This window comes from Pseudomonas sp. GW821-FHT01A09, from assembly GCF_058986725.1.
Genome location: NZ_JBYSWB010000009.1, coordinates 1 through 17,690, shown reverse-complemented (window position 1 = coordinate 17,690; position 17,690 = coordinate 1). Strand labels below are relative to the sequence as shown.

The 17,690-nt window shown below is 62.4% G+C and carries 17 protein-coding genes; 13 read left to right on the top strand and 4 right to left on the bottom strand.

The window, feature by feature from the left end; all coding sequences use genetic code 11:
* The first annotated feature begins 20 nt into the window (after positions 1-20).
* From AC3WJP_RS12465 to AC3WJP_RS12410, 12 genes are all read left to right on the top strand, one after another.
* Entirely contained in the window at positions 21-1,040 is a 1,020-nt protein-coding gene (locus AC3WJP_RS12465) for a substrate-binding domain-containing protein (RefSeq protein ID WP_493721621.1), read from the top strand.
* On the top strand, positions 1,024-2,028 hold the full coding sequence (locus AC3WJP_RS12460) for an ABC transporter substrate-binding protein (RefSeq protein WP_493721620.1): 1,005 nt from the start codon (positions 1,024-1,026) through the stop codon (positions 2,026-2,028). The genes AC3WJP_RS12465 and AC3WJP_RS12460 overlap by 17 nt, the downstream gene beginning before the upstream one ends.
* On the top strand, positions 2,025-2,876 hold the full coding sequence (locus tag AC3WJP_RS12455; RefSeq protein WP_493721619.1) for an ABC transporter permease: 852 nt from the start codon (positions 2,025-2,027) through the stop codon (positions 2,874-2,876). Before AC3WJP_RS12460 ends, AC3WJP_RS12455 begins: the two co-directional genes overlap by 4 nt.
* Positions 2,873-3,670, top strand: coding sequence for an ABC transporter permease (locus AC3WJP_RS12450; RefSeq protein ID WP_493721618.1), 798 nt, complete (start codon positions 2,873-2,875; stop codon positions 3,668-3,670). The genes AC3WJP_RS12455 and AC3WJP_RS12450 overlap by 4 nt, the downstream gene beginning before the upstream one ends.
* A complete protein-coding gene (locus AC3WJP_RS12445; RefSeq protein WP_493721617.1) occupies positions 3,667-4,710 on the top strand; it encodes an ABC transporter ATP-binding protein in 1,044 nt (347 codons plus the stop codon). Before AC3WJP_RS12450 ends, AC3WJP_RS12445 begins: the two co-directional genes overlap by 4 nt.
* Positions 4,707-5,537, top strand: a complete 831-nt coding sequence (locus AC3WJP_RS12440; RefSeq protein ID WP_493721616.1) for a phosphodiesterase — start codon at positions 4,707-4,709, stop codon at positions 5,535-5,537. Before AC3WJP_RS12445 ends, AC3WJP_RS12440 begins: the two co-directional genes overlap by 4 nt.
* A gap of 144 nt (positions 5,538-5,681) precedes the next feature.
* Positions 5,682-6,752, top strand: coding sequence for a Fe(II)-2OG oxygenase family protein (locus AC3WJP_RS12435; RefSeq protein ID WP_493721615.1), 1,071 nt, complete (start codon positions 5,682-5,684; stop codon positions 6,750-6,752).
* A gap of 40 nt (positions 6,753-6,792) precedes the next feature.
* Positions 6,793-7,557 carry a TSUP family transporter gene (locus AC3WJP_RS12430; protein WP_493721614.1) on the top strand — a complete coding sequence of 255 codons (765 nt, stop codon included), beginning with the start codon at positions 6,793-6,795 and terminating at the stop codon, positions 7,555-7,557.
* Between the two features lie 63 nt (positions 7,558-7,620).
* A complete protein-coding gene (locus tag AC3WJP_RS12425) occupies positions 7,621-8,115 on the top strand; it encodes a heme-degrading domain-containing protein (RefSeq protein ID WP_493721613.1) in 495 nt (164 codons plus the stop codon).
* 96 nt (positions 8,116-8,211) lie between these two features.
* Positions 8,212-8,820 carry a riboflavin biosynthesis intermediates N-glycosidase gene (gene ybiA, locus AC3WJP_RS12420; protein ID WP_493721612.1) on the top strand — a complete coding sequence of 203 codons (609 nt, stop codon included), beginning with the start codon at positions 8,212-8,214 and terminating at the stop codon, positions 8,818-8,820.
* 171 nt (positions 8,821-8,991) lie between these two features.
* Entirely contained in the window at positions 8,992-9,675 is a 684-nt protein-coding gene (locus tag AC3WJP_RS12415) for an L-dopachrome tautomerase-related protein (protein ID WP_493721611.1), read from the top strand.
* Positions 9,656-10,153, top strand: coding sequence for an L-dopachrome tautomerase-related protein (locus AC3WJP_RS12410; RefSeq protein ID WP_493721610.1), 498 nt, complete (start codon positions 9,656-9,658; stop codon positions 10,151-10,153). The genes AC3WJP_RS12415 and AC3WJP_RS12410 overlap by 20 nt, the downstream gene beginning before the upstream one ends.
* 94 nt (positions 10,154-10,247) lie before the next feature.
* Here the strand turns inward: AC3WJP_RS12410 and AC3WJP_RS12405 are convergent, their stop codons facing one another.
* Together AC3WJP_RS12405 and AC3WJP_RS12400 are read right to left on the bottom strand one after the other, a co-directional pair.
* The gene (locus AC3WJP_RS12405; protein ID WP_493721609.1) at positions 10,248-10,778 is read right to left on the bottom strand and encodes a single-stranded DNA-binding protein; all 531 of its coding nucleotides are present in this window, start codon (positions 10,776-10,778) and stop codon (positions 10,248-10,250) included.
* 9 nt (positions 10,779-10,787) lie between these two features.
* On the bottom strand, positions 10,788-12,182 hold the full coding sequence (locus AC3WJP_RS12400) for an MFS transporter (RefSeq protein ID WP_493721608.1): 1,395 nt from the start codon (positions 12,180-12,182) through the stop codon (positions 10,788-10,790).
* Between the two features lie 180 nt (positions 12,183-12,362).
* On the opposite strand from AC3WJP_RS12400, the gene uvrA reads away from it, so the two are divergent.
* Positions 12,363-15,197 carry an excinuclease ABC subunit UvrA gene (uvrA, locus tag AC3WJP_RS12395; RefSeq protein WP_493721607.1) on the top strand — a complete coding sequence of 945 codons (2,835 nt, stop codon included), beginning with the start codon at positions 12,363-12,365 and terminating at the stop codon, positions 15,195-15,197.
* 195 nt (positions 15,198-15,392) lie between these two features.
* Here the strand turns inward: uvrA and bfr are convergent, their stop codons facing one another.
* Both bfr and AC3WJP_RS12385 read right to left on the bottom strand, forming a co-directional pair.
* A complete protein-coding gene (gene bfr / locus AC3WJP_RS12390; RefSeq protein ID WP_493721606.1) occupies positions 15,393-15,857 on the bottom strand; it encodes a bacterioferritin in 465 nt (154 codons plus the stop codon).
* Between the two features lie 166 nt (positions 15,858-16,023).
* A complete protein-coding gene (locus AC3WJP_RS12385) occupies positions 16,024-17,469 on the bottom strand; it encodes a catalase (protein ID WP_493721605.1) in 1,446 nt (481 codons plus the stop codon).
* Between the last annotated feature and the right edge of the window lie 221 nt (positions 17,470-17,690).

Genomic DNA, 17,690 nt, shown 5'->3' with positions numbered 1-17,690 from the left:
CGATCTCAAACAGGCGCCCCATGACAGATCTGAAAGACGTAGCACAGCTGGCCGGCGTTTCTCGCGCCACCGCCGCTCGCGCGTTCGCCACCCCGGATGTGGTCCGCGAGGCGACTCGCGAACAGGTGTTCGCCGCCGCACGAACGCTGAACTTTCGCCCCAATCGGCTGGGCCGCCAGTTCCGCCTGCAAGCCACGCACATGCTCGGCGTGGTAGTGCCCAACCTGCTCAACCCGGTGTTCGCCGAGCAGTTTCAGGCCATGGAACGGGTCGCCCGTCAGCACGGTTATAACCTGCTGCTGGCCACCACCGATTACGACAGCGCGCGCGAGGCCGAAGTGGTCGAGGACCTGCTGCGCCAGCGCGTCGACGGCCTGGTGCTGACGGTCACCGACGCCCAGGACAATCCGCTACTCGATGCCCTCAGCCGTGAAGCCACGCCGTTCGTGCTCGCCTATCACCAACCAAGCCGCGCCGATTTCAGCGCCGTGTCGGTGGACAACCGCGCCGGCATGCAACTGGCCACCGAACACCTGCTGCAACTGGGCCACACCCACATCGGCATGGTCGCCGGCCCGGCGCTGCAATCGGATCGCGCCCGCCTGCGATATCAGGGCTATTGCGACGCTCTTCAGGCCCGCGGCCTGGCGCCCACGGCGGTGATCGAAATGCCCGCCCACACCCGCGCCGACCTCGGCGTGCTGGTGCCCTACCTGCGCGGTCCCGGCGCACCGACGGCGCTGGTGTGTTCCAACGACCTGCTGGCCATCAGCGTCATCGCCGAACTACGCCGCGGCGGCCGCCAGGTGCCACGGCACATGTCGGTGATCGGCTTCGACGGCATCGCCCTCGGCACCCAGATTCACCCATCGCTGTGTTCCGTGGTGCAGCCCATCGAGGCACTGGCCCAGGCCGTGATCGATCAACTGCTCGCCCTGATCGGTGGCGGCGCCCCGGCCTCTATTTGCTTGCCCTGCCACATTCGCCACGGCGACAGCATCGCCCTCACCTGGAGCATCCCCCATGAAAAGGTCCGCTAGTACTCTGGCCGCCGTAGTGTTGCTGGGCATCGCCCGCCTCGCCTCGGCCGCTGAAACCGCCATCTGCTACAACTGCCCGCCAGAATGGGCCGATTGGGGCACGCAGCTGCAGGCCATCGCTGCCGATACCGGCGTGCAGGTGCCGCTGGACAACAAGAACTCCGGGCAGGCGCTCGCGCAACTGGTGGCCGAACAGGCCGCACCGGTGGACGACGTGGTCTATTACGGCGTGACCTTCGGCCTGCAGGCGCAGAAAGCCGGGGTGCTCGACAGCTACAAGCCCAAGGGCTGGGATGACATTCCTGCCGGTTTGAAAGACCCGCAAGGCCACTGGTTCGCGATCCACTCCGGCACCCTGGGCCTGATGGTCAATGTCGACGCCCTGGGCGGCAAACCCGTGCCGAAAAGCTGGGCCGATCTGCTCAAGCCTGAATATCAGGGCATGGTCGGCTATCTGGATCCGTCCAGCGCCTTCGTCGGCTACGTCACCGCAGTCGCGATCAACCGCGCCATGGGCGGCAGCCTCGACAACTTCGAGCCGGCCCTGGACTACTTCCGCAAACTGGCGAAAAACTCGCCGATCGTGCCCAAGCAGACCGCCTATGCGCGAGTACTGTCAGGCGAGTTGCCGATCCTGGTGGATTACGACTTCAACGCCTACCGCGCTCGCTACAAGGACAAGGCCAACGTGGCGTTCGTGATCCCCAGCGAAGGCACGGTCTCTGTGCCCTATGTGATGAGTATGGCCAAGAACGCGCCGCACCGCGCCAATGCCGAGAAGGTCCTGGACTACGTGCTCTCGGACAAGGGCCAGGCACTCTGGGCCAACGCCTACCTGCGCCCGGTGCGCCCCGTGCAGATGCCGGATGAGGTCGCCAGGCGTTTCTTGCCAGAAGCCGACTATGCCCGTGCCGGCACAGTGAATTACGAGCAGATGGCGGCCGCCCAGGAAGCCTTCAGCGCGCAGTATCTGCGAGAGGTCAAATGATGAGTGCAGGCGCCCTGCCGGTCGTGGCGACCCGTCGCCGAGCATGGCGCTTGCCGGTGCCCGCGACCCTGGCGCTGGTCCCGGCGCTGGCGGTGTTGAGCGCGTTCTGGCTGCTGCCGCTGGTGCAACTGATCGGCCTTGGCCTGCAACGCCGCGACGGCCATGACAGCGCCTATTGGCAGGTGCTGAGCAGCGCACAATACCTGAGCAGCCTGGCGCAGACCTGCGCGCTGGCCATCGCGGTGACCGCCGCCGCGCTGCTGATCGGCGCGGTGGTGGGCTGCTTTCTGGCCCGCCAGCGCTTCTTCGGGCGTTCGGCGCTGGTGGCCTTGCTGACCTTCCCGCTGGCTTTCCCCGGCGTGGTGGTGGGTTTTCTGGTGATTCTGCTGGGCGGCCGCCAGGGCCTCGCCGCCAGCCTGTTCGGCGTGCACTGGGTGTTCGCCTATTCGTTGATCGGGCTGTTTGTCGGCTATCTGTATTTCTCCATTCCACGGGTGATCCTGACGGTCATGGCCGCCTGCGAAACCCTCGACACCAGCCTTGAAGAAGCCGCCCGCTCGCTGGGCGCCAGGCCATGGCGCGTGGTGCTCGACGTGATCGTGCCCGGCCTGGCCCCCGCATTGGTGTCCTGCGGCGCCATCTGTTTCGCCACCGCCATGGGCGCCTTCGGCACCGCGTTCACCCTCGGTACCCAGCTGAACGTCACGCCCGTGGCGATCTACAACACCTTCACCAATTACGCCAACTTCGCCATGGCCGCGGCCTTGTCGGTGGTGCTCGGGGCGATCACCTGGATCGCCCTGCTGCTGGCGCGACGCTTGATTCGGCAAACGGGAACCAACCTATGAAACGCGGTATCGGGTTCTACAGCCAACTGCTGTTCGTGATGCTCATCTGCGCGTTCATGCTGGTGCCGGTATTGATGTCACTGCTCGCCGGCCTGACGCGCAATTACTTTCAGGGTGTGGTCGCCAGCGGCCTGACGCTGGTGTGGTTGGGGCAGGTCTGGAACGCCTATGCCGATACCGTCTGGCTGTCGCTGCAACTGGCCGTGGCCTGCGCCGCCTGTGTGGTGGTGATCGGCGTGCCGGCGGCTTACGCCCTGGTGCGCATGAACAACCGCTGCAGCCGTGCCTTCGAGGAACTGATGGTGCTGCCCGTGGCCATGCCCGGGCTGGCCAGCGCCCTGGCGTTGTTGCTCACCTACGGCCAGTACGGCGCCTTTCGCGGCAGCCGGCTGTTCATTCTGGTGGGGCATGTGATCTTCACCCTGCCGTTTCTGGTGCGCCCGGTGATGGCGGTGATGCAGCGCCAGCAATTGCCCTTCCTCGAAGAGGCCGCCGCCAGCCTCGGCGCCGGCCCGCTGGAGCGCTTTTTCACCATCGTGGTGCCCAACTGCCGCACCGGCATCCTCGCCGGAGTGCTGATGGTGGTGACCCTGTCGCTGGGCGAATTCAACCTGACCTGGATGCTCCACACGCCCATGACCAAGACGCTGCCGGTGGGCCTCGCCGACAGCTACGCCTCGGCCCGGCTCGAAGTCGCCAGCGCCTACACCCTGATTTTCCTGTTGCTGATCGTGCCTTTATTGATTGCCCTGCAAACCGTCAGCAACCACCTCGCCCGTGGAGACCGTCGATGACCGGCACCCCTATTCGCCTTGAAGGTTGCCGCAAGACCTTCACCAACGGCACTGTCGCCCTGCACTCGCTGGACCTGGAGATCCATCCTGGCGAGACCCTTGCCATTCTCGGCCCCTCAGGCTGTGGCAAGACCACCACCCTGCGCCTGATCGCCGGCCTGGAGCGCCCCGACAGCGGTCGCGTAGTGTTCGGCGAGCAGGACGTCACTGCCCTGCCCATCGAACGCCGCGACGTCGGCATGGTGTTCCAGAACTACGCGCTGTTCCCCAACCTGGATGTCGCCGGCAACATCGTCTACGGTCTGAAGATCCGCGGTATCCCCAAAGCCGAACGCACGGCCCGCTGCGCTGAATTGCTGGAGTTGGTCGGCCTCAAGGATCTTGGCCGGCGCGCCATCAATGAACTGTCCGGCGGCCAGCGCCAGCGCGTGGCCCTTGCCCGCGCCCTGGCGCCACGCCCACGGGTGTTGCTGCTCGACGAGCCGCTCGCGGCGCTGGATGCGCAGTTGCGCGAACGCTTGCGCAGCGAGCTCGATCAACTGCTGCGCCACCTCGGTATCACTGCGGTGTTCGTCACCCACGATCAGGGCGAAGCCATGGCCCTGGGGCATCGGATTCTGGTCATGGAGCAAGGCCACGTCGCGCAGCTGGCCACGCCGCAAACCATCTACCAGCAACCGGCCAGTGCCTTTGTCGCCGGCTTCGTCGGCAACCTCAACGCTTTTGCCGTGCTGGAGCGCAGCCAAGGCGGGCTCAAGGTGCAAGGTGGCGAGCTGCCCTGGAGCGCGGGCGACTTCCCCGAGACGCTGTATTGCCGCCCTGAACATCTGCAGGTCGCGACTGGTAACGGTCATCTGCACGGGCGCTTGCTGGCGCAGTTCTTCCAGGGTGCCCACAGCCGCTTGCTGGTGGACGTCGGCGCCGGGCAACCGCTGCTGGTGGACTGCACAGCAACCCGGCATCAGGTGGGCGACAGCGTTGCCCTGAGCGTGGCGCCTCAGCATCTGTTTCGCCTGACGCGCAACGGGGTGGCGGCATGAGTCGGGCGTTTCTGATCGCGCAGATCAGCGATCCCCATCTCAAGGCCGGCGGCAAATTCAGCTATGGCGTGGTCGATACCCTCGGCGCCTTGCAGCGCATGGTCGAGCATCTGAATGCCAGCGTGCCGCGCCCGGATATCGTGGTGATAAGCGGCGATCTGGTGGACTTTGGCCGCGCCGATGAATATGCGGTGCTCGCACCGGTGTTGAATGAGCTGACCATGCCGTTTTACCTGGTGCCCGGCAATCACGATGATCGCGAGCAGATGCGGGCGGCGTTTGCCGGCCAGTCATGCTTGCCAGTGACGGGTGACACGCTTGATTGGGTCGAAGAGACCTGGCCGGTGCGGCTCATCGGGCTCGACTCGACCATCCCTGGCGCTCACGGCGGTAAGTTGAGCGACGGGCAACTGGCCTGGCTCGAGCAGCGCCTCGGCGAACGGCCCGACACACCAACGGTGTTGATCCTCCATCACCCGCCCTTCATCACCGGCATCGGTCACATGGACCGCGAACCCTTCGCCAATGCCGCTGCGTTCGAGCGCCTGGTAGCGCGCCATCCGCAGGTCGAGCGTTTGCTCTGCGGGCATCTGCATCGCCCGATCCAGAAGCGCTTTGGCGGCAGCCTGGTGAACGTGTGCCCGGGGACTTCTCATCAGATCGTGCTGGATCTGCAAGAGCAGGCCCCGGCGCATTTCGGCCTGGAACCGGCGGGGTATCTGCTGCACTGGTGGCATCCGCAACAGGGGCTGGTGACCCATACCGGCGTGGTGGGGAATCATCCTGGGCCTTACCCGTTTTATGACGCGCAGGGGTTGATCGACTGATACAGAAATAAAAATCTACCCCCTTACATTTTCAAATAAAAACCCATTCCAAGGGAGAGTTTCCTTCTGTACTTCGACTGCCGGGGGATCGATTCTAGGGATGCTTCACCACAATAAAAACAACACCTGGAATGGAATCGTCCCATGCAACCGTCTGAATACCTGTCGGTGGCCACCGACCTTGAATATGAACAACTGCCTCTCAACCCCATTCAGGCAAGGCTGCTGTCGCATAGCGCCGACCGCATCGCCGACGCCGGAGGGCCTGAGTCGCCGGGGGCCCTTGCACTTGCCAATGCTGCGGCCCAGCGCCTCTATCGCAGCCTTGACGTTGACCAGCAGCGCCTGTCACGGCGCTACGCCGACGGCCACCTCGCCGTGCTGGAGTTCTCCGGGCTGACACCCCCTGCGCAAGATCCACCGCCCAGCGAGCTGCCGTCGCCGCACGTTCTGGAAGGCGCCCCAGAATGTCTGCACCTGGCATCACGCAATCAGATATTGCTCCACCTGGTTCAGCATCGGGCGTTCGCCTTTGATCTGGACAACAACGCTCGGCTGATTCGCCTGGTCGGCAACTTCTGCGGTGGCGGCCTGCAACCGCGTGATGATGAACCCGCGGGCAACAGCGTCGAGCTCAGCTCACATGCTGGCTTGCCCCTCGGTCCGCACACCGAGGCGCCTTACCACTGCGCCGTGGAGCCGGTCGACGGGCATTCCCCCGCGCCCTCCGCGCTCATTCTCACAGCGCGCTGGAACCCTCTGAGCGAGCCCACCTGCATCGTTCCAATGACGCCGGTCATCGAGCGCATCGGTGCCAGAGCCGCACTGGCTTTGACCTCACCATCCTTCGACTACACCCGCAGCGACTCCTTCGTCGCGGGCGTCGGCGCCAGTGGCCGCGCGGTCTCCATCCTGCAGTTCGATGCCAATGGCGGCTACGCGCTGCGCTACAACAGTTATCGCTATTCGTTGAACGAAAACGCCAGCCCGGCGGCAATCGCCGCCTTTGAAGAGCTGAACAGCGAGGTGCGCGGCGGTGAAGTCATCAAGATCGCCCTGAGTCCGAGCAACGCCGTGTTGATCAACAACTACCGCGCCCTGCACTGTCGAGACATCATCCGCGACAACCGCCGCCTGTTGATTCGCCTGTTTGGTTACTCGCGTTTCGTCTCCCCCATTGTCCTCAATGAAGACCCTTTGACCGTCAAGGGTTGAAGGTCCACAAGGAAATCCACCGTTGGAAATCGAACTCTCAATGATCCTGATCTTGGCAGGCGTTGCGCTGCTGGCCGGTTTTTTCGACGCCATCGCGGGCGGTGGCGGTCTGATTACCCTGCCCGCCCTGCTGCTGGCAGGGATAGACCCGCTGATTGCCCTCGCCACCAACAAATTTCAGGCGGCGTCGGCGACGGTATCGGCCACCGTGGCCTTTGCCCGCAAAGGCATGATCGAGTGGCGCAGCGGCCTGCCCATGGCGGCAATGGCGTTCATGAGCGGGGCGCTGGGAGCCTTGTCGGTCAACCTGGTGCCGAGGGCGGTGCTGGAAGCCTTGGTCCCGGTATTGTTGATCGGCGTCGCGATCTACTTCGCGCTGAGCCCCAGACTCAACAACGATGAGCGCCGCGCCAGACTGCCGGTCGTGGCGTTCTGCTTGACGCTGGCGCCATTGATCGGCTTCTACGATGGCGTGTTCGGCCCTGGCGTCGGGTCGTTCTTCATGGTCGCCTTCGTCCTTGTGATGGGCCAGGGCATTTTGCGCGCTGTGTGCAACAGCAAGCTGCTCAATGCCTCCTGCAACCTGGGCTCATTGATGGTATTCGCGATGATGGGCAACATTTTGCTGCCGCTGGCGTTGGCCATGGCCGCGAGCGCCTTCGTCGGCGCACAGCTGGGCGCGGGGTGTGCGGTGCGCTTCGGCCCGAGGCTGATCAAGCCATTGTTGATCGGCGTGTGCTGCCTGATGGCGGGCAAGCTGCTGATGGCCCCCGGTGGCCTGTGGCATGGCTTGATCTTTGGCTGAGCAGATCCGCAACCTTGCCCTACACTCTGCGGCTGAACAGCATCACGACTCGGAGCAACGACAATGGATATAAAAGAAGACCTGAGGCGTATCGCCCTGCAGGAGCAGACCATCCGGTTCGAGCATTTCGACAAGGCCACCGCTTGGGAGCTGGGTAATCGCCTGAAGCTGGCGTGCGAGGCGCGGCAGGCGGCGGCCACAATCGAGGTGCGAATCGCCCGCGACACGGTGTTTCTGTACGCCATGCCAGGAACCGTCGCGGTCAATGCCGAGTGGGTGCGGCGCAAGCGCAACGTCACCGAGCTGCTGGAGCAAAGCTCCTATGGCGTGGGTCTGACCCTGGAGCGCGATGGGCAGACGCTGCAGGATCCGTTGGGGTTGCCACTGGCCGATTTTGTGCCACACGGCGGGTGTTTTCCGATCGCGCTGCGCAAGGGCGGGTTTATCGGTGCGGTGACGGTTTCCGGGCTGCCCCAGCGCGAAGATCATGCGTTGGTGGTGGAAGTGCTGGCGCAGATGTGTGGGGTCAGTCTGGAGGGGCTGGCGCTGGATGAGTGATTCTTCATGCGGCGGGTGTCACCTGGCCGCAGCTGTTCGAGACCAGGCTTGCTAAGCTGTCTGAACTTCGCCGCAACGATTGCTCAGGAGCCGTACATGCAAGGGATCATCGATATTCGCTCGCTACAGGCGTTCATCGACACCGGCGCCGAGCCAAACTATCTGTTTTTTTGGGGACACACGCCCCGCCATCCCAATGCCGTGGACCGCAGCTGCCTGAGCCAGTGGTACCCGGCCAGCTTTACCCTGGACGGCAATGAGTACGCCACCGCCGAGCATTACATGATGGCCGAAAAGGCCCGTCTGTTTGGCGATCCCGAACTGGCCGAGCGGATCATCAGGATTGAAACACCCGCGCAGGCGAAAAAACTCGGGCGTGAAGTCCAAGGCTTCGATCAGCAGCGATGGGAAGGGGCCCGTTGCGCGATCGTGTTTGCCGCCAACCTGGCCAAGTTCGAACAGAATCTGGGGTGTCGGGCGTTTCTGCTGGCGAGCCATGACCGGGTGCTGGTGGAAGCCAGCCCGGTGGATGATATCTGGGGCATCGGCCTGGCGATGGACGATCCTCGCGCCGAGTCGCCGGGAGAGTGGCAAGGCCTGAATCTGTTGGGCTTCGTGCTGATGCGGGTCCGGGACAGGCTGTTCGCGCGGCAGCAAGCGGGTCTGGAAAAGCTGAACGCCGAGCTTTCGGATATGACGGGGTGATCCGATCTTCGGGCGTTATATGTAACGCCGGCTAAACGATATTTCACGGAACAAAGCCGCCGCGTGATGTTTCCATAGGCGTAACGGGGCCCTTCATGGGCTTTTTTTGAAGCTCGGACTGAAACCGGTTTCAGGCTCGCTACGTGTCATATCTGCCTAGGAGGCGCCGCTATGCTTCACACCCAGGAACAGCCCTTCCACCCCAAGCGCTTGCGCGCTCTGGCACTGGCCATCGCTTGCGCCGCCAGCCCGGTCTTCGCCACGCCCAGCGCCCCGGCTGCCAACGTGCAAGTTGCTGTGTCTCTGCAGAAGAATGAAGCTTCAGGGGTGGTAGTCACTCCCGATGGCCGGATGTTTTTGACCATCCCGCGGGCCGGGGTCAACCACAGCGACCCGTCCCTGGTGGAGATCGTCAACGGCCAGCCGGTGGCCTTCCCGGACACCGCCCACACCGTGCCATCAGACAAGCCGATGGCCGACTGGCTGGTATCGCCCCTGGGCCTGACCCTGAGCGGCAATACCCTCTGGGTGCTGGACGAAGGCAAGCGTGCGGGCATCGACGCCATCCCCCGTGACAGCGCCAAGCTGGTGGCCATCGACATCCCCACCCGCACCGTGCGCAAGACCATCCTGATCAACAAGCCGCAACTGCGTGATACCGAACAGCTCAACGATCTGCGTGTCGACCTGAAACATGGCGCCCAAGGCACCATTTACATCTCCAACAATGGCTTCTCCAAGCCAGACAGCTCGCTGCTGGTGGTCGACATCGCCAGCGGCAAGGTGCGCGAACTGTTCAAGGATCAACCCCCAGGTTTCCGCTGCGCCGGGGTTCATGACCTGGGTCGAGGGTAAACCTCACGCCTACAGCGTCGATCACGCCACCATGCCTCAGGGCGGAGTGAACGGTATCGAGCTGTCGCCGGATGGCAAGACCCTGTACTGGACCATCCCCACCAACCCCAATACCTACAGCCTGCCGACCGCGCTGCTGAGCGACCCCAAGCAGAGCGAAGCGCAACTGGCCAAGGCCGTGCACTTCGAGGGGCAGGCGGCATCCAACGGCGGTATCACCGTGGACGAGCATGGCACCCTGTATTACGGCGACGCCTCGCACCATGCCATCGTCGCCAAGGACACCAAGGGGCAATTCAGCCTGGTGGCTCAGGATCCTCGGTTGATCTGGCCGGATGGGCTGTATTACCGCGATGGCTATCTGTACGTGAGCGTTGGCCAGTGGCAACGGGCGCCGGGGTTGAACGGCGGGAAGGATCTGCGGGCGGCGCCTTATGATGTGTTGAAGATCAAGGTGGTTGGGGATGAATCCCAGTAGCGGGTATTCGGTGTCGAGATAGCTCACAAAATAAAAAACCCGCAGAGGCGATCTGCGGGTTTTTTTAATTCAAACAGCTGCGGCAGCGAATCCGTCAGAACGGAATATCATCATCAAAGCTGTCGAAATCCGGAGCCGGTTGCGGCGCGGACTGCTGCGGTGCTGGCGCCGAACGCGATTGCTGCGGTGCGGAGGACTGCTGCGGGCGCGGAGCCTGCTGACGAGGGGCCGACTGCTGGTAGTTGTTGCCGCCGCCACCCTGAGCATTCTGATCGCCCTGCGGACGGCCGCCCAGCAGCTGCATGGTGCCTTGCATGTCGACGACGATTTCAGTGGTGTAGCGCTTGATGCCGTCTTTTTCCCACTCGCGGGTCTGCAGCTTGCCTTCGATGTAGACCTGCGAACCCTTGCGCAGGTATTCGCCGGCGATCTCGGCAACCTTGCCGAACATCGAGACGCGGTGCCACTCGGTGCGCTCGACCTTCTGCCCGGACTGCTTGTCTGTCCACTGTTCGCTGGTGGCCAGGCTCAGGTTGGTCACCGCGTTGCCGTTAGGCAGGTAACGAACTTCAGGATCCTGACCGCAGGTGCCGACCAATATGACTTTGTTAACCCCACGGGCCATAACGTTCTCCTAGGCTTCGCACGCCGCCGAGGCCGGGTTGACCAGGCGCTCCAGGGACGTGCGATCCAAAATTTCTGTGTCCAGTTTGATGTAGATGGCAGCTTCTTCTGCCACCACTACGGCATCCGTCACTCCCGGAACTGCCTTGAGGCGTTCGCTCAGGCCGGTTTCACGCAGCGCCTCGGGCGACAACGGCAGACGCAGGCTGGTGACGTATGGTGGTTCGCGCATAGTAACAGCTATGGCCAACCAAATCGCCAGCAGGCCGGCGCATCCCAGAAATACCACGCTCAAACCGCCGTGCTGAAACAGGAAACCACCGAGAATACCGCCCATCGCCGCGCCCAGAAACTGACTGGTGGAGTACACGCCCATGGCTGTGCCCTTGCCACCGGCCGGAGACACCTTGCTGATGAGCGAAGGCAACGAGGCCTCGAGCAGATTGAACGCGGTGAAAAAGACCACCGTGCCCACCACCAGTTCCGTGAGGCTGTAGCCCCACTCCCAGAAGAACAGCTCCGTCAGCATGAGAACGGCAATAGCCCCGGAGAGGACTTGCTTCATCTTGCGCTTTTTTTCGCTGTAGATAATGAACGGAATCATTGCAAAAAAAGAAATCACCAGCGCCGTCAGGTATACCCACCAGTGCTGTTCTTTAGGCAAGCCCGCCCGTTCCACGTAGGCCAGCGGCAGTGCCACGAAGCTGGCCATCAGTACCGCGTGCAACACGAAGATACCAATGTCCAGGCGCAGCAGATCGGGATGGCGCAAGGTTGCGCCCAGGGCTTTTTTGGCCACGCCCGATTCACGATGGGTGAAGTGTTGCGCAGCCGACGGCACCACGAAGCGGATCAACAGCATGCCCACCAGCGCCAGCACGGCGGTGGCGATGAACAGCCCCGACAGGCCGAACACCCGGGTCAGCAGCGGCCCGACCACCATGGCCACGGCAAAGGACACGCCAATGCTCATGCCAATGGTGGCCATGGCCTTGGTGCGATGCTGTTCGCGGGTCAGGTCCGAGAGCAAGGCCATGACGGCGGCCGAGATCGCTCCGGCGCCCTGCAGGATGCGCCCGGCAATCACGCCCCAGATGGAGTCGGCCTGCGCCGCGAGCACGCTGCCCAGGGCGAAGATCACCAACCCGACATAGATCACCGGCCGCCGGCCGATGCGGTCGGAGATGATCCCGAACGGAATCTGCAGCACCGCCTGGGTCAAGCCGTAGGCACCGATGGCCAGGCCGATCAGCGCTGGAGTGGCACCGGCCAGGTCCATGCCGTAGGTGGCCAGCACCGGCAGCACCATGAACATGCCCAGCATACGAAATGCGAACACCAGGGCCAGCCCACCCGCCGCGCGGGTTTCACTGCCACTCATGCGATCGCTGTATGAATCGTGCATGGATAAACCTCGTGTGAACCGGCGGCGATTCTACCAGTCCCACACTTTTACGGCACATACGGCGACGCTATGCCGCGTTTGTTCATGTTGCTTCATGTTCATCCGGTGCCACCTTGAAGTGCAGTGAGCGGGTCTAGCCCCGTATACTCCTCTGTTTACCGCCTGCCGCGCGAGGCCGCCTTGGACAAGATTCTGGTACGTGGGGCTCGAACCCACAATTTGAAAAACATCGATCTGACCCTGCCACGCGACAAGCTGATAGTGATTACCGGCCTGTCGGGGTCGGGCAAATCCTCTCTGGCATTCGATACGCTCTACGCCGAAGGCCAGCGCCGCTACGTCGAGTCGCTGTCGGCCTACGCTCGGCAGTTTCTGTCGATGATGGAAAAACCCGACGTCGACACCATCGAGGGCCTGTCGCCGGCGATTTCCATCGAGCAGAAATCCACATCGCATAACCCGCGGTCTACGGTCGGCACCATCACCGAGATCTACGACTACCTGCGCCTGCTGTATGCCCGCGTCGGCCAGCCGCGCTGCCCGGACCACGACATCCCGCTGGAGGCGCAGACCGTCAGCCAGATGGTCGACCTGGTACTGGCCCAGCCTGAGGGCAGCAAGTTGATGCTGCTGGCGCCGGTGATTCGTGAACGCAAGGGCGAGCACTTGTCGGTGTTCGAAGAGCTGCGCGCGCAAGGTTTCGTCCGCGCCCGCATCAACGGCAAGCTGCACGAGCTGGACGAATTGCCGAAGCTCGAAAAACAGAAGAAGCACACCATCGAAGTCGTCGTCGACCGCTTCAAGGTACGTGCTGACCTGCAGCAACGCCTGGCCGAATCGTTCGAGACCGCCTTGAAGCTGGCGGACGGCATCGCGCTGGTCGCACCGATGGACGATGAGCCCGGTGAAGAGATCATCTTCTCCGCGCGTTTCGCCTGCCCTATCTGCGGCCATGCCATCAGCGAGCTGGAACCCAAGCTGTTCTCCTTCAACAACCCGGCCGGCGCCTGCCCGACCTGCGACGGCCTGGGGGTGAAGCAGTTCTTCGACGCCAAGCGCCTGGTCAACAGCGAGTTGACCCTCGCGGAAGGAGCGATACGCGGCTGGGACCGGCGCAACGTCTATTACTTCCAGATGCTCGGCTCGCTGGCCTCGCACTACGGCTTCAGCCTCGAAGAGCCCTTCGGCGAGCTGCCGGCCGAGCGCCAGAAGCTGCTATTGCACGGCAGCGGCAAGGACAACGTCGATTTCAAGTACCTGAACGACCGCGGCGACATCGTCAAACGTTCGCACCCCTTCGAAGGCATAGTGCCGAATCTGGAGCGGCGCTACCGCGAAACCGAGTCGGCCACCGTGCGCGAGGAGCTGGCGAAGTTTCTCAGCACCCAGCCATGCCCGGATTGCCGCGGTACGCGCTTGCGGCGCGAAGCACGTCACGTGTGGGTGGGCGAGAAAACTCTGCCGGCGGTGACTGGCTTGCCGATCGGCGATGCCACGGAGTATTTCGGCGGTCTGACCCTTACCGGCCGCCGCGGCGAGATTGCCGACAAGATCCTCAAGGAGATCCGCGAGCGCTTGCAGTTCCTGGTCAACGTCGGCCTCGACTACCTGACACTGGACCGCAGTGCCGACACGCTGTCGGGCGGCGAGGCCCAGCGCATCCGTCTGGCCAGCCAGATCGGCGCGGGCCTGGTGGGTGTCATGTACATCCTCGACGAGCCGTCGATCGGCTTGCATCAGCGCGACAATGATCGCCTGCTGGGCACCCTCAAGCATCTGCGCGACATCGGCAACACAGTGATCGTGGTCGAGCACGATGAAGACGCAATCCGTATCGCCGACTACGTGGTCGACATCGGCCCGGGCGCTGGCGTGCACGGAGGCCATATCGTCGCCGAAGGGACTGCCCAGGAAGTCATGGATCACCCCGATTCGCTGACCGGCAAGTACCTGTCCGGGCGGGTGAAGATCCTCTATCCGGCCAAACGCACGCCGCGCAACAAGAAGCTGTCGCTGACCGTCAAAGGTGCTCGCGGCAACAACCTGCGCAATGTCGATCTGGAAATCCCGATCGGCCTGTTGACCTGCGTGACGGGCGTATCCGGCTCCGGTAAATCGACGCTGATCAACAACACTCTGTTCCCGCTGGCCGCCACTGCGCTCAACGGCGCAACCACGCTGGAGGCGGCCGCACACGATAGCATCGACGGGCTGCAGCACCTGGACAAGGTGGTGGACATCGACCAAAGCCCTATCGGTCGCACGCCACGCTCCAACCCGGCGACCTACACCGGCTTGTTCACGCCGATTCGCGAGCTCTTCGCCGGTGTGCCGGAGGCACGCTCGCGGGGTTACGGCCCGGGGCGCTTCTCGTTCAACGTCAAGGGCGGGCGCTGCGAGGCGTGCCAGGGCGATGGCCTGATCAAGGTGGAGATGCACTTTCTGCCGGACATCTACGTGCCTTGCGATGTGTGCAAGAGCAAGCGCTATAACCGCGAAACCCTGGAGATCCGCTACAAGGGCAAGAGCATCGACGAAGTGCTGCAGATGACGGTCGAAGAAGCTCGGGCGTTCTTCGATGCGGTGCCGGCACTGGCGCGCAAGCTGCAGACGCTGATGGATGTGGGGCTGTCTTATATCAAGGTCGGACAATCGGCGACGACCCTGTCCGGTGGTGAGGCGCAGCGCGTCAAGCTGTCCCGTGAGCTGTCCAAGCGCGACACCGGCAAGACCCTGTACATCCTCGATGAGCCGACTACCGGCCTGCACTTCGCGGATATCCAGCAGTTGCTCGACGTTCTGCACCGCTTGCGTGATCACGGCAATACCGTGGTGGTCATCGAGCACAACCTGGATGTGATCAAGACTGCCGACTGGATCGTCGATCTGGGGCCTGAAGGCGGTTCCAAAGGCGGCATGATCATCGGTTGCGGCACACCCGAGCAGGTAGCGGGAATGAAGCAGTCATATACCGGGCATTATCTCAAGCCGCTGCTGGAGCGCGATAAAGCTTGAGTGTGAATCCTGGATAGCGATGGCGTTACAAAGATCGCTTTCGCAAGCAAGCTTTGCTCCCACAGGGTCAGGCGTACACCTGGGGGAGCAGGGCTTGCCCGCGAAGAGGCCTATCGGATCGTCACCCATTGATGTTCAGGAACAAAAAACCCCGGGCACTTGAGTGGCCGGGGCTTTAGCTGGTCGGTGCAGAAATCAGAACTGCGATTGCAGGTAGTTTTCCAGGCCGATGCTCTTGATCAAGCCCTGCTGCTTTTCCAGCCAGTAGGTATGATCTTCTTCGGTATCCGACAATTGCACGCGCAGGATATCGCGGGTGACGTAGTCGCGATGCTGCTCACACAACGCGATGCCTTTGCACAGCGCAGCGCGCACCTTGTATTCCAGGCGCAGGTCGGCAGCGATCATCTCAGGCACGGTAGTGCCGACGTCGAGATCGTCCGGACGCATGCGTGGAGTGCCTTCAAGCATCAGGATACGGCGCATCAAGGCGTCGGCATGGCCCGCCTCTTCTTCCATCTCGTGGTTGATTCGCTCGTAGAGCTTGGTGAAACCCCAATCTTCATACATCCGCGAATGGATGAAGTATTGATCACGCGCGGCCAGCTCACCGGTCAATAGCGTGTTGAGGTAATCAATAACGTCCGGGTGACCTTGCATCGCCCTGAATCTCCCTACTGTAAAGGCTGCAGTTTGAACCAAGCCATCGCATAGGTCGACACAAAATAGGCAAAAATTGCCGATATTCGGCGAAACGCGAACGATTAACAGCAAAAACCGCCCATCTGAGGGCGGTTCTGCTTCGCATTTAGACTACGTTCAAAATTTAGCCCAGCTGTACGCCCAGCGCTGTCGCGATGCCCTGGCCGTAAGCCGGATCAGCTTTGAAGAAGTGTTGCAACTGACGCTGCACGACATCGCTGCTGACGCCCGCCATCGCACCGGCAATGTTGCTGATCAGCAGGGCTTTCTGATCGGCGCTCATCAAGCGGAACAACGCACCGGCATGGCTGTAGTAGTCGGTGTCTTCGCGGTGATCATAACGATCAGCCGCACCGCTCAATGCCAGCGCCGGCTCAGCATACTGCGGTGCCTGCTTGGGGGCGTCGCTGTAGCTGTTCGGCTCATAGTTCGGGGCGGCGCCACCGTTGCTGCCGAACGCCATGGAGCCGTCACGCTGGTAGCTGTTGACCGGGCTGCGTGGAGCGTTCACCGGCAACTGCTGGTGGTTGGTCCCGACGCGATAGCGGTGAGCATCGGCATAGGCGAACACCCGACCTTGCAGCATGCGATCCGGCGACAGCCCCACACCCGGCACCATGTTGCTAGGGCCGAATGCAGCCTGCTCGACCTCGGCAAAGTAGTTGAGCGGGTTGCGGTTGAGCTCGAGCACGCCGACTTCGATCAGCGGGTATTCTTTCTGCGACCAGGTCTTGGTGACGTCGAAGGGGTTCTCGTGATGCTGGTTCGCTTGCTGCTCGGTCATTATCTGCACGCAAACGGTCCACTTGGGAAAGTCGCCGCGCTCGATGGCCTGGAACAGGTCGCGCTGTGCATAGTCAGGATCGGTGCCAGCAATGCGCGCTGCATCGGCCGGTGCGAGGTTCTTGATGCCTTGCTGGGTCTTGTAGTGCCATTTGACCCAGTGACGCTCACCGGCGGCATTGATCAGACTGTAAGTGTGGCTGCCGAAACCGTGCATGAAGCGGTAGCCGTCGGGAATACCACGATCGGAGAACAGAATGGTGACCTGGTGCGTCGCCTCAGGGGAGTGCGACCAGAAATCCCACATCATCTGTGCGCTTTTCAGATTGCTTTGCGGCAAGCGCTTCTGGGTGTGGATGAAATCCGGGAATTTCAGCGGGTCGCGAATGAAGAATACAGGGGTGTTGTTACCAACGATGTCCCAGTTACCTTCCTCGGTGTAGAACTTGAGGGCGAAACCGCGCGGATCGCGCTCGGTGTCGGCAGAGCCACGCTCGCCCCCTACGGTAGAGAAGCGCAGGAAGGTTGGCGTCTGTTTGCCAACGGTGTCGAACAGCTTGGCGCTACTGTACTGGCTGATGTCACGGGTCACCGTGAAGGTACCGTAAGCGCCCGAGCCTTTGGCGTGCACGCGGCGCTCGGGGATGTTCTCGCGGTTGAAGTGTGCAAGCTTTTCGATCAGATGGAAATCGTCGAGCAACAACGGACCACGGGGGCCTGCAGAGCGGGAGTTCTGGTTGTCGGCGACTGGAGCGCCGCTGGCGGTTGTAAGGGTCTTCTGGCTCATACGATGTCGTCCTCTATCAGGCCTTGTAGTGCCGGGCTAAACGGCTGGTGGCCAGTATTATTGAAAAGCAGGACGAGCTCTAATTTATAGATATTTTGTGCGCGATAGTTTTTAACAATGAAGCAAAGATATCAAAAATCTCGCGATCAAGTAGGAGGCGGGTTCACACCCGCCGTCCTCTCACACCACCGTACGTACGGTTCCGTATACGGCGGTTCAGG

Excerpts from the sequence above, each read along its gene's own strand:
- AC3WJP_RS12465 (WP_493721621.1), top strand. The coding sequence starts at position 21 with ATGACAGATCTGAAAGACGTAGCACAGCTGGCCGGCGTTTCTCGCGCC.
- AC3WJP_RS12460 (WP_493721620.1), top strand. The coding sequence starts at position 1,024 with ATGAAAAGGTCCGCTAGTACTCTGGCCGCCGTAGTGTTGCTGGGCATC.
- AC3WJP_RS12455 (WP_493721619.1), top strand. The coding sequence starts at position 2,025 with ATGATGAGTGCAGGCGCCCTGCCGGTCGTGGCGACCCGTCGCCGAGCA.
- AC3WJP_RS12450 (WP_493721618.1), top strand. The coding sequence starts at position 2,873 with ATGAAACGCGGTATCGGGTTCTACAGCCAACTGCTGTTCGTGATGCTC.
- AC3WJP_RS12445 (WP_493721617.1), top strand. The coding sequence starts at position 3,667 with ATGACCGGCACCCCTATTCGCCTTGAAGGTTGCCGCAAGACCTTCACC.
- AC3WJP_RS12440 (WP_493721616.1), top strand. The coding sequence starts at position 4,707 with ATGAGTCGGGCGTTTCTGATCGCGCAGATCAGCGATCCCCATCTCAAG.
- AC3WJP_RS12435 (WP_493721615.1), top strand. The coding sequence starts at position 5,682 with ATGCAACCGTCTGAATACCTGTCGGTGGCCACCGACCTTGAATATGAA.
- AC3WJP_RS12430 (WP_493721614.1), top strand. The coding sequence starts at position 6,793 with ATGATCCTGATCTTGGCAGGCGTTGCGCTGCTGGCCGGTTTTTTCGAC.
- AC3WJP_RS12425 (WP_493721613.1), top strand. The coding sequence starts at position 7,621 with ATGGATATAAAAGAAGACCTGAGGCGTATCGCCCTGCAGGAGCAGACC.
- ybiA (WP_493721612.1), top strand. The coding sequence starts at position 8,212 with ATGCAAGGGATCATCGATATTCGCTCGCTACAGGCGTTCATCGACACC.
- AC3WJP_RS12415 (WP_493721611.1), top strand. The coding sequence starts at position 8,992 with ATGCTTCACACCCAGGAACAGCCCTTCCACCCCAAGCGCTTGCGCGCT.
- AC3WJP_RS12410 (WP_493721610.1), top strand. The coding sequence starts at position 9,656 with ATGACCTGGGTCGAGGGTAAACCTCACGCCTACAGCGTCGATCACGCC.
- AC3WJP_RS12405 (WP_493721609.1), bottom strand. The coding sequence starts at position 10,778 with ATGGCCCGTGGGGTTAACAAAGTCATATTGGTCGGCACCTGCGGTCAG.
- AC3WJP_RS12400 (WP_493721608.1), bottom strand. The coding sequence starts at position 12,182 with ATGCACGATTCATACAGCGATCGCATGAGTGGCAGTGAAACCCGCGCG.
- bfr (WP_493721606.1), bottom strand. The coding sequence starts at position 15,857 with ATGCAAGGTCACCCGGACGTTATTGATTACCTCAACACGCTATTGACC.
- AC3WJP_RS12385 (WP_493721605.1), bottom strand. The coding sequence starts at position 17,469 with ATGAGCCAGAAGACCCTTACAACCGCCAGCGGCGCTCCAGTCGCCGAC.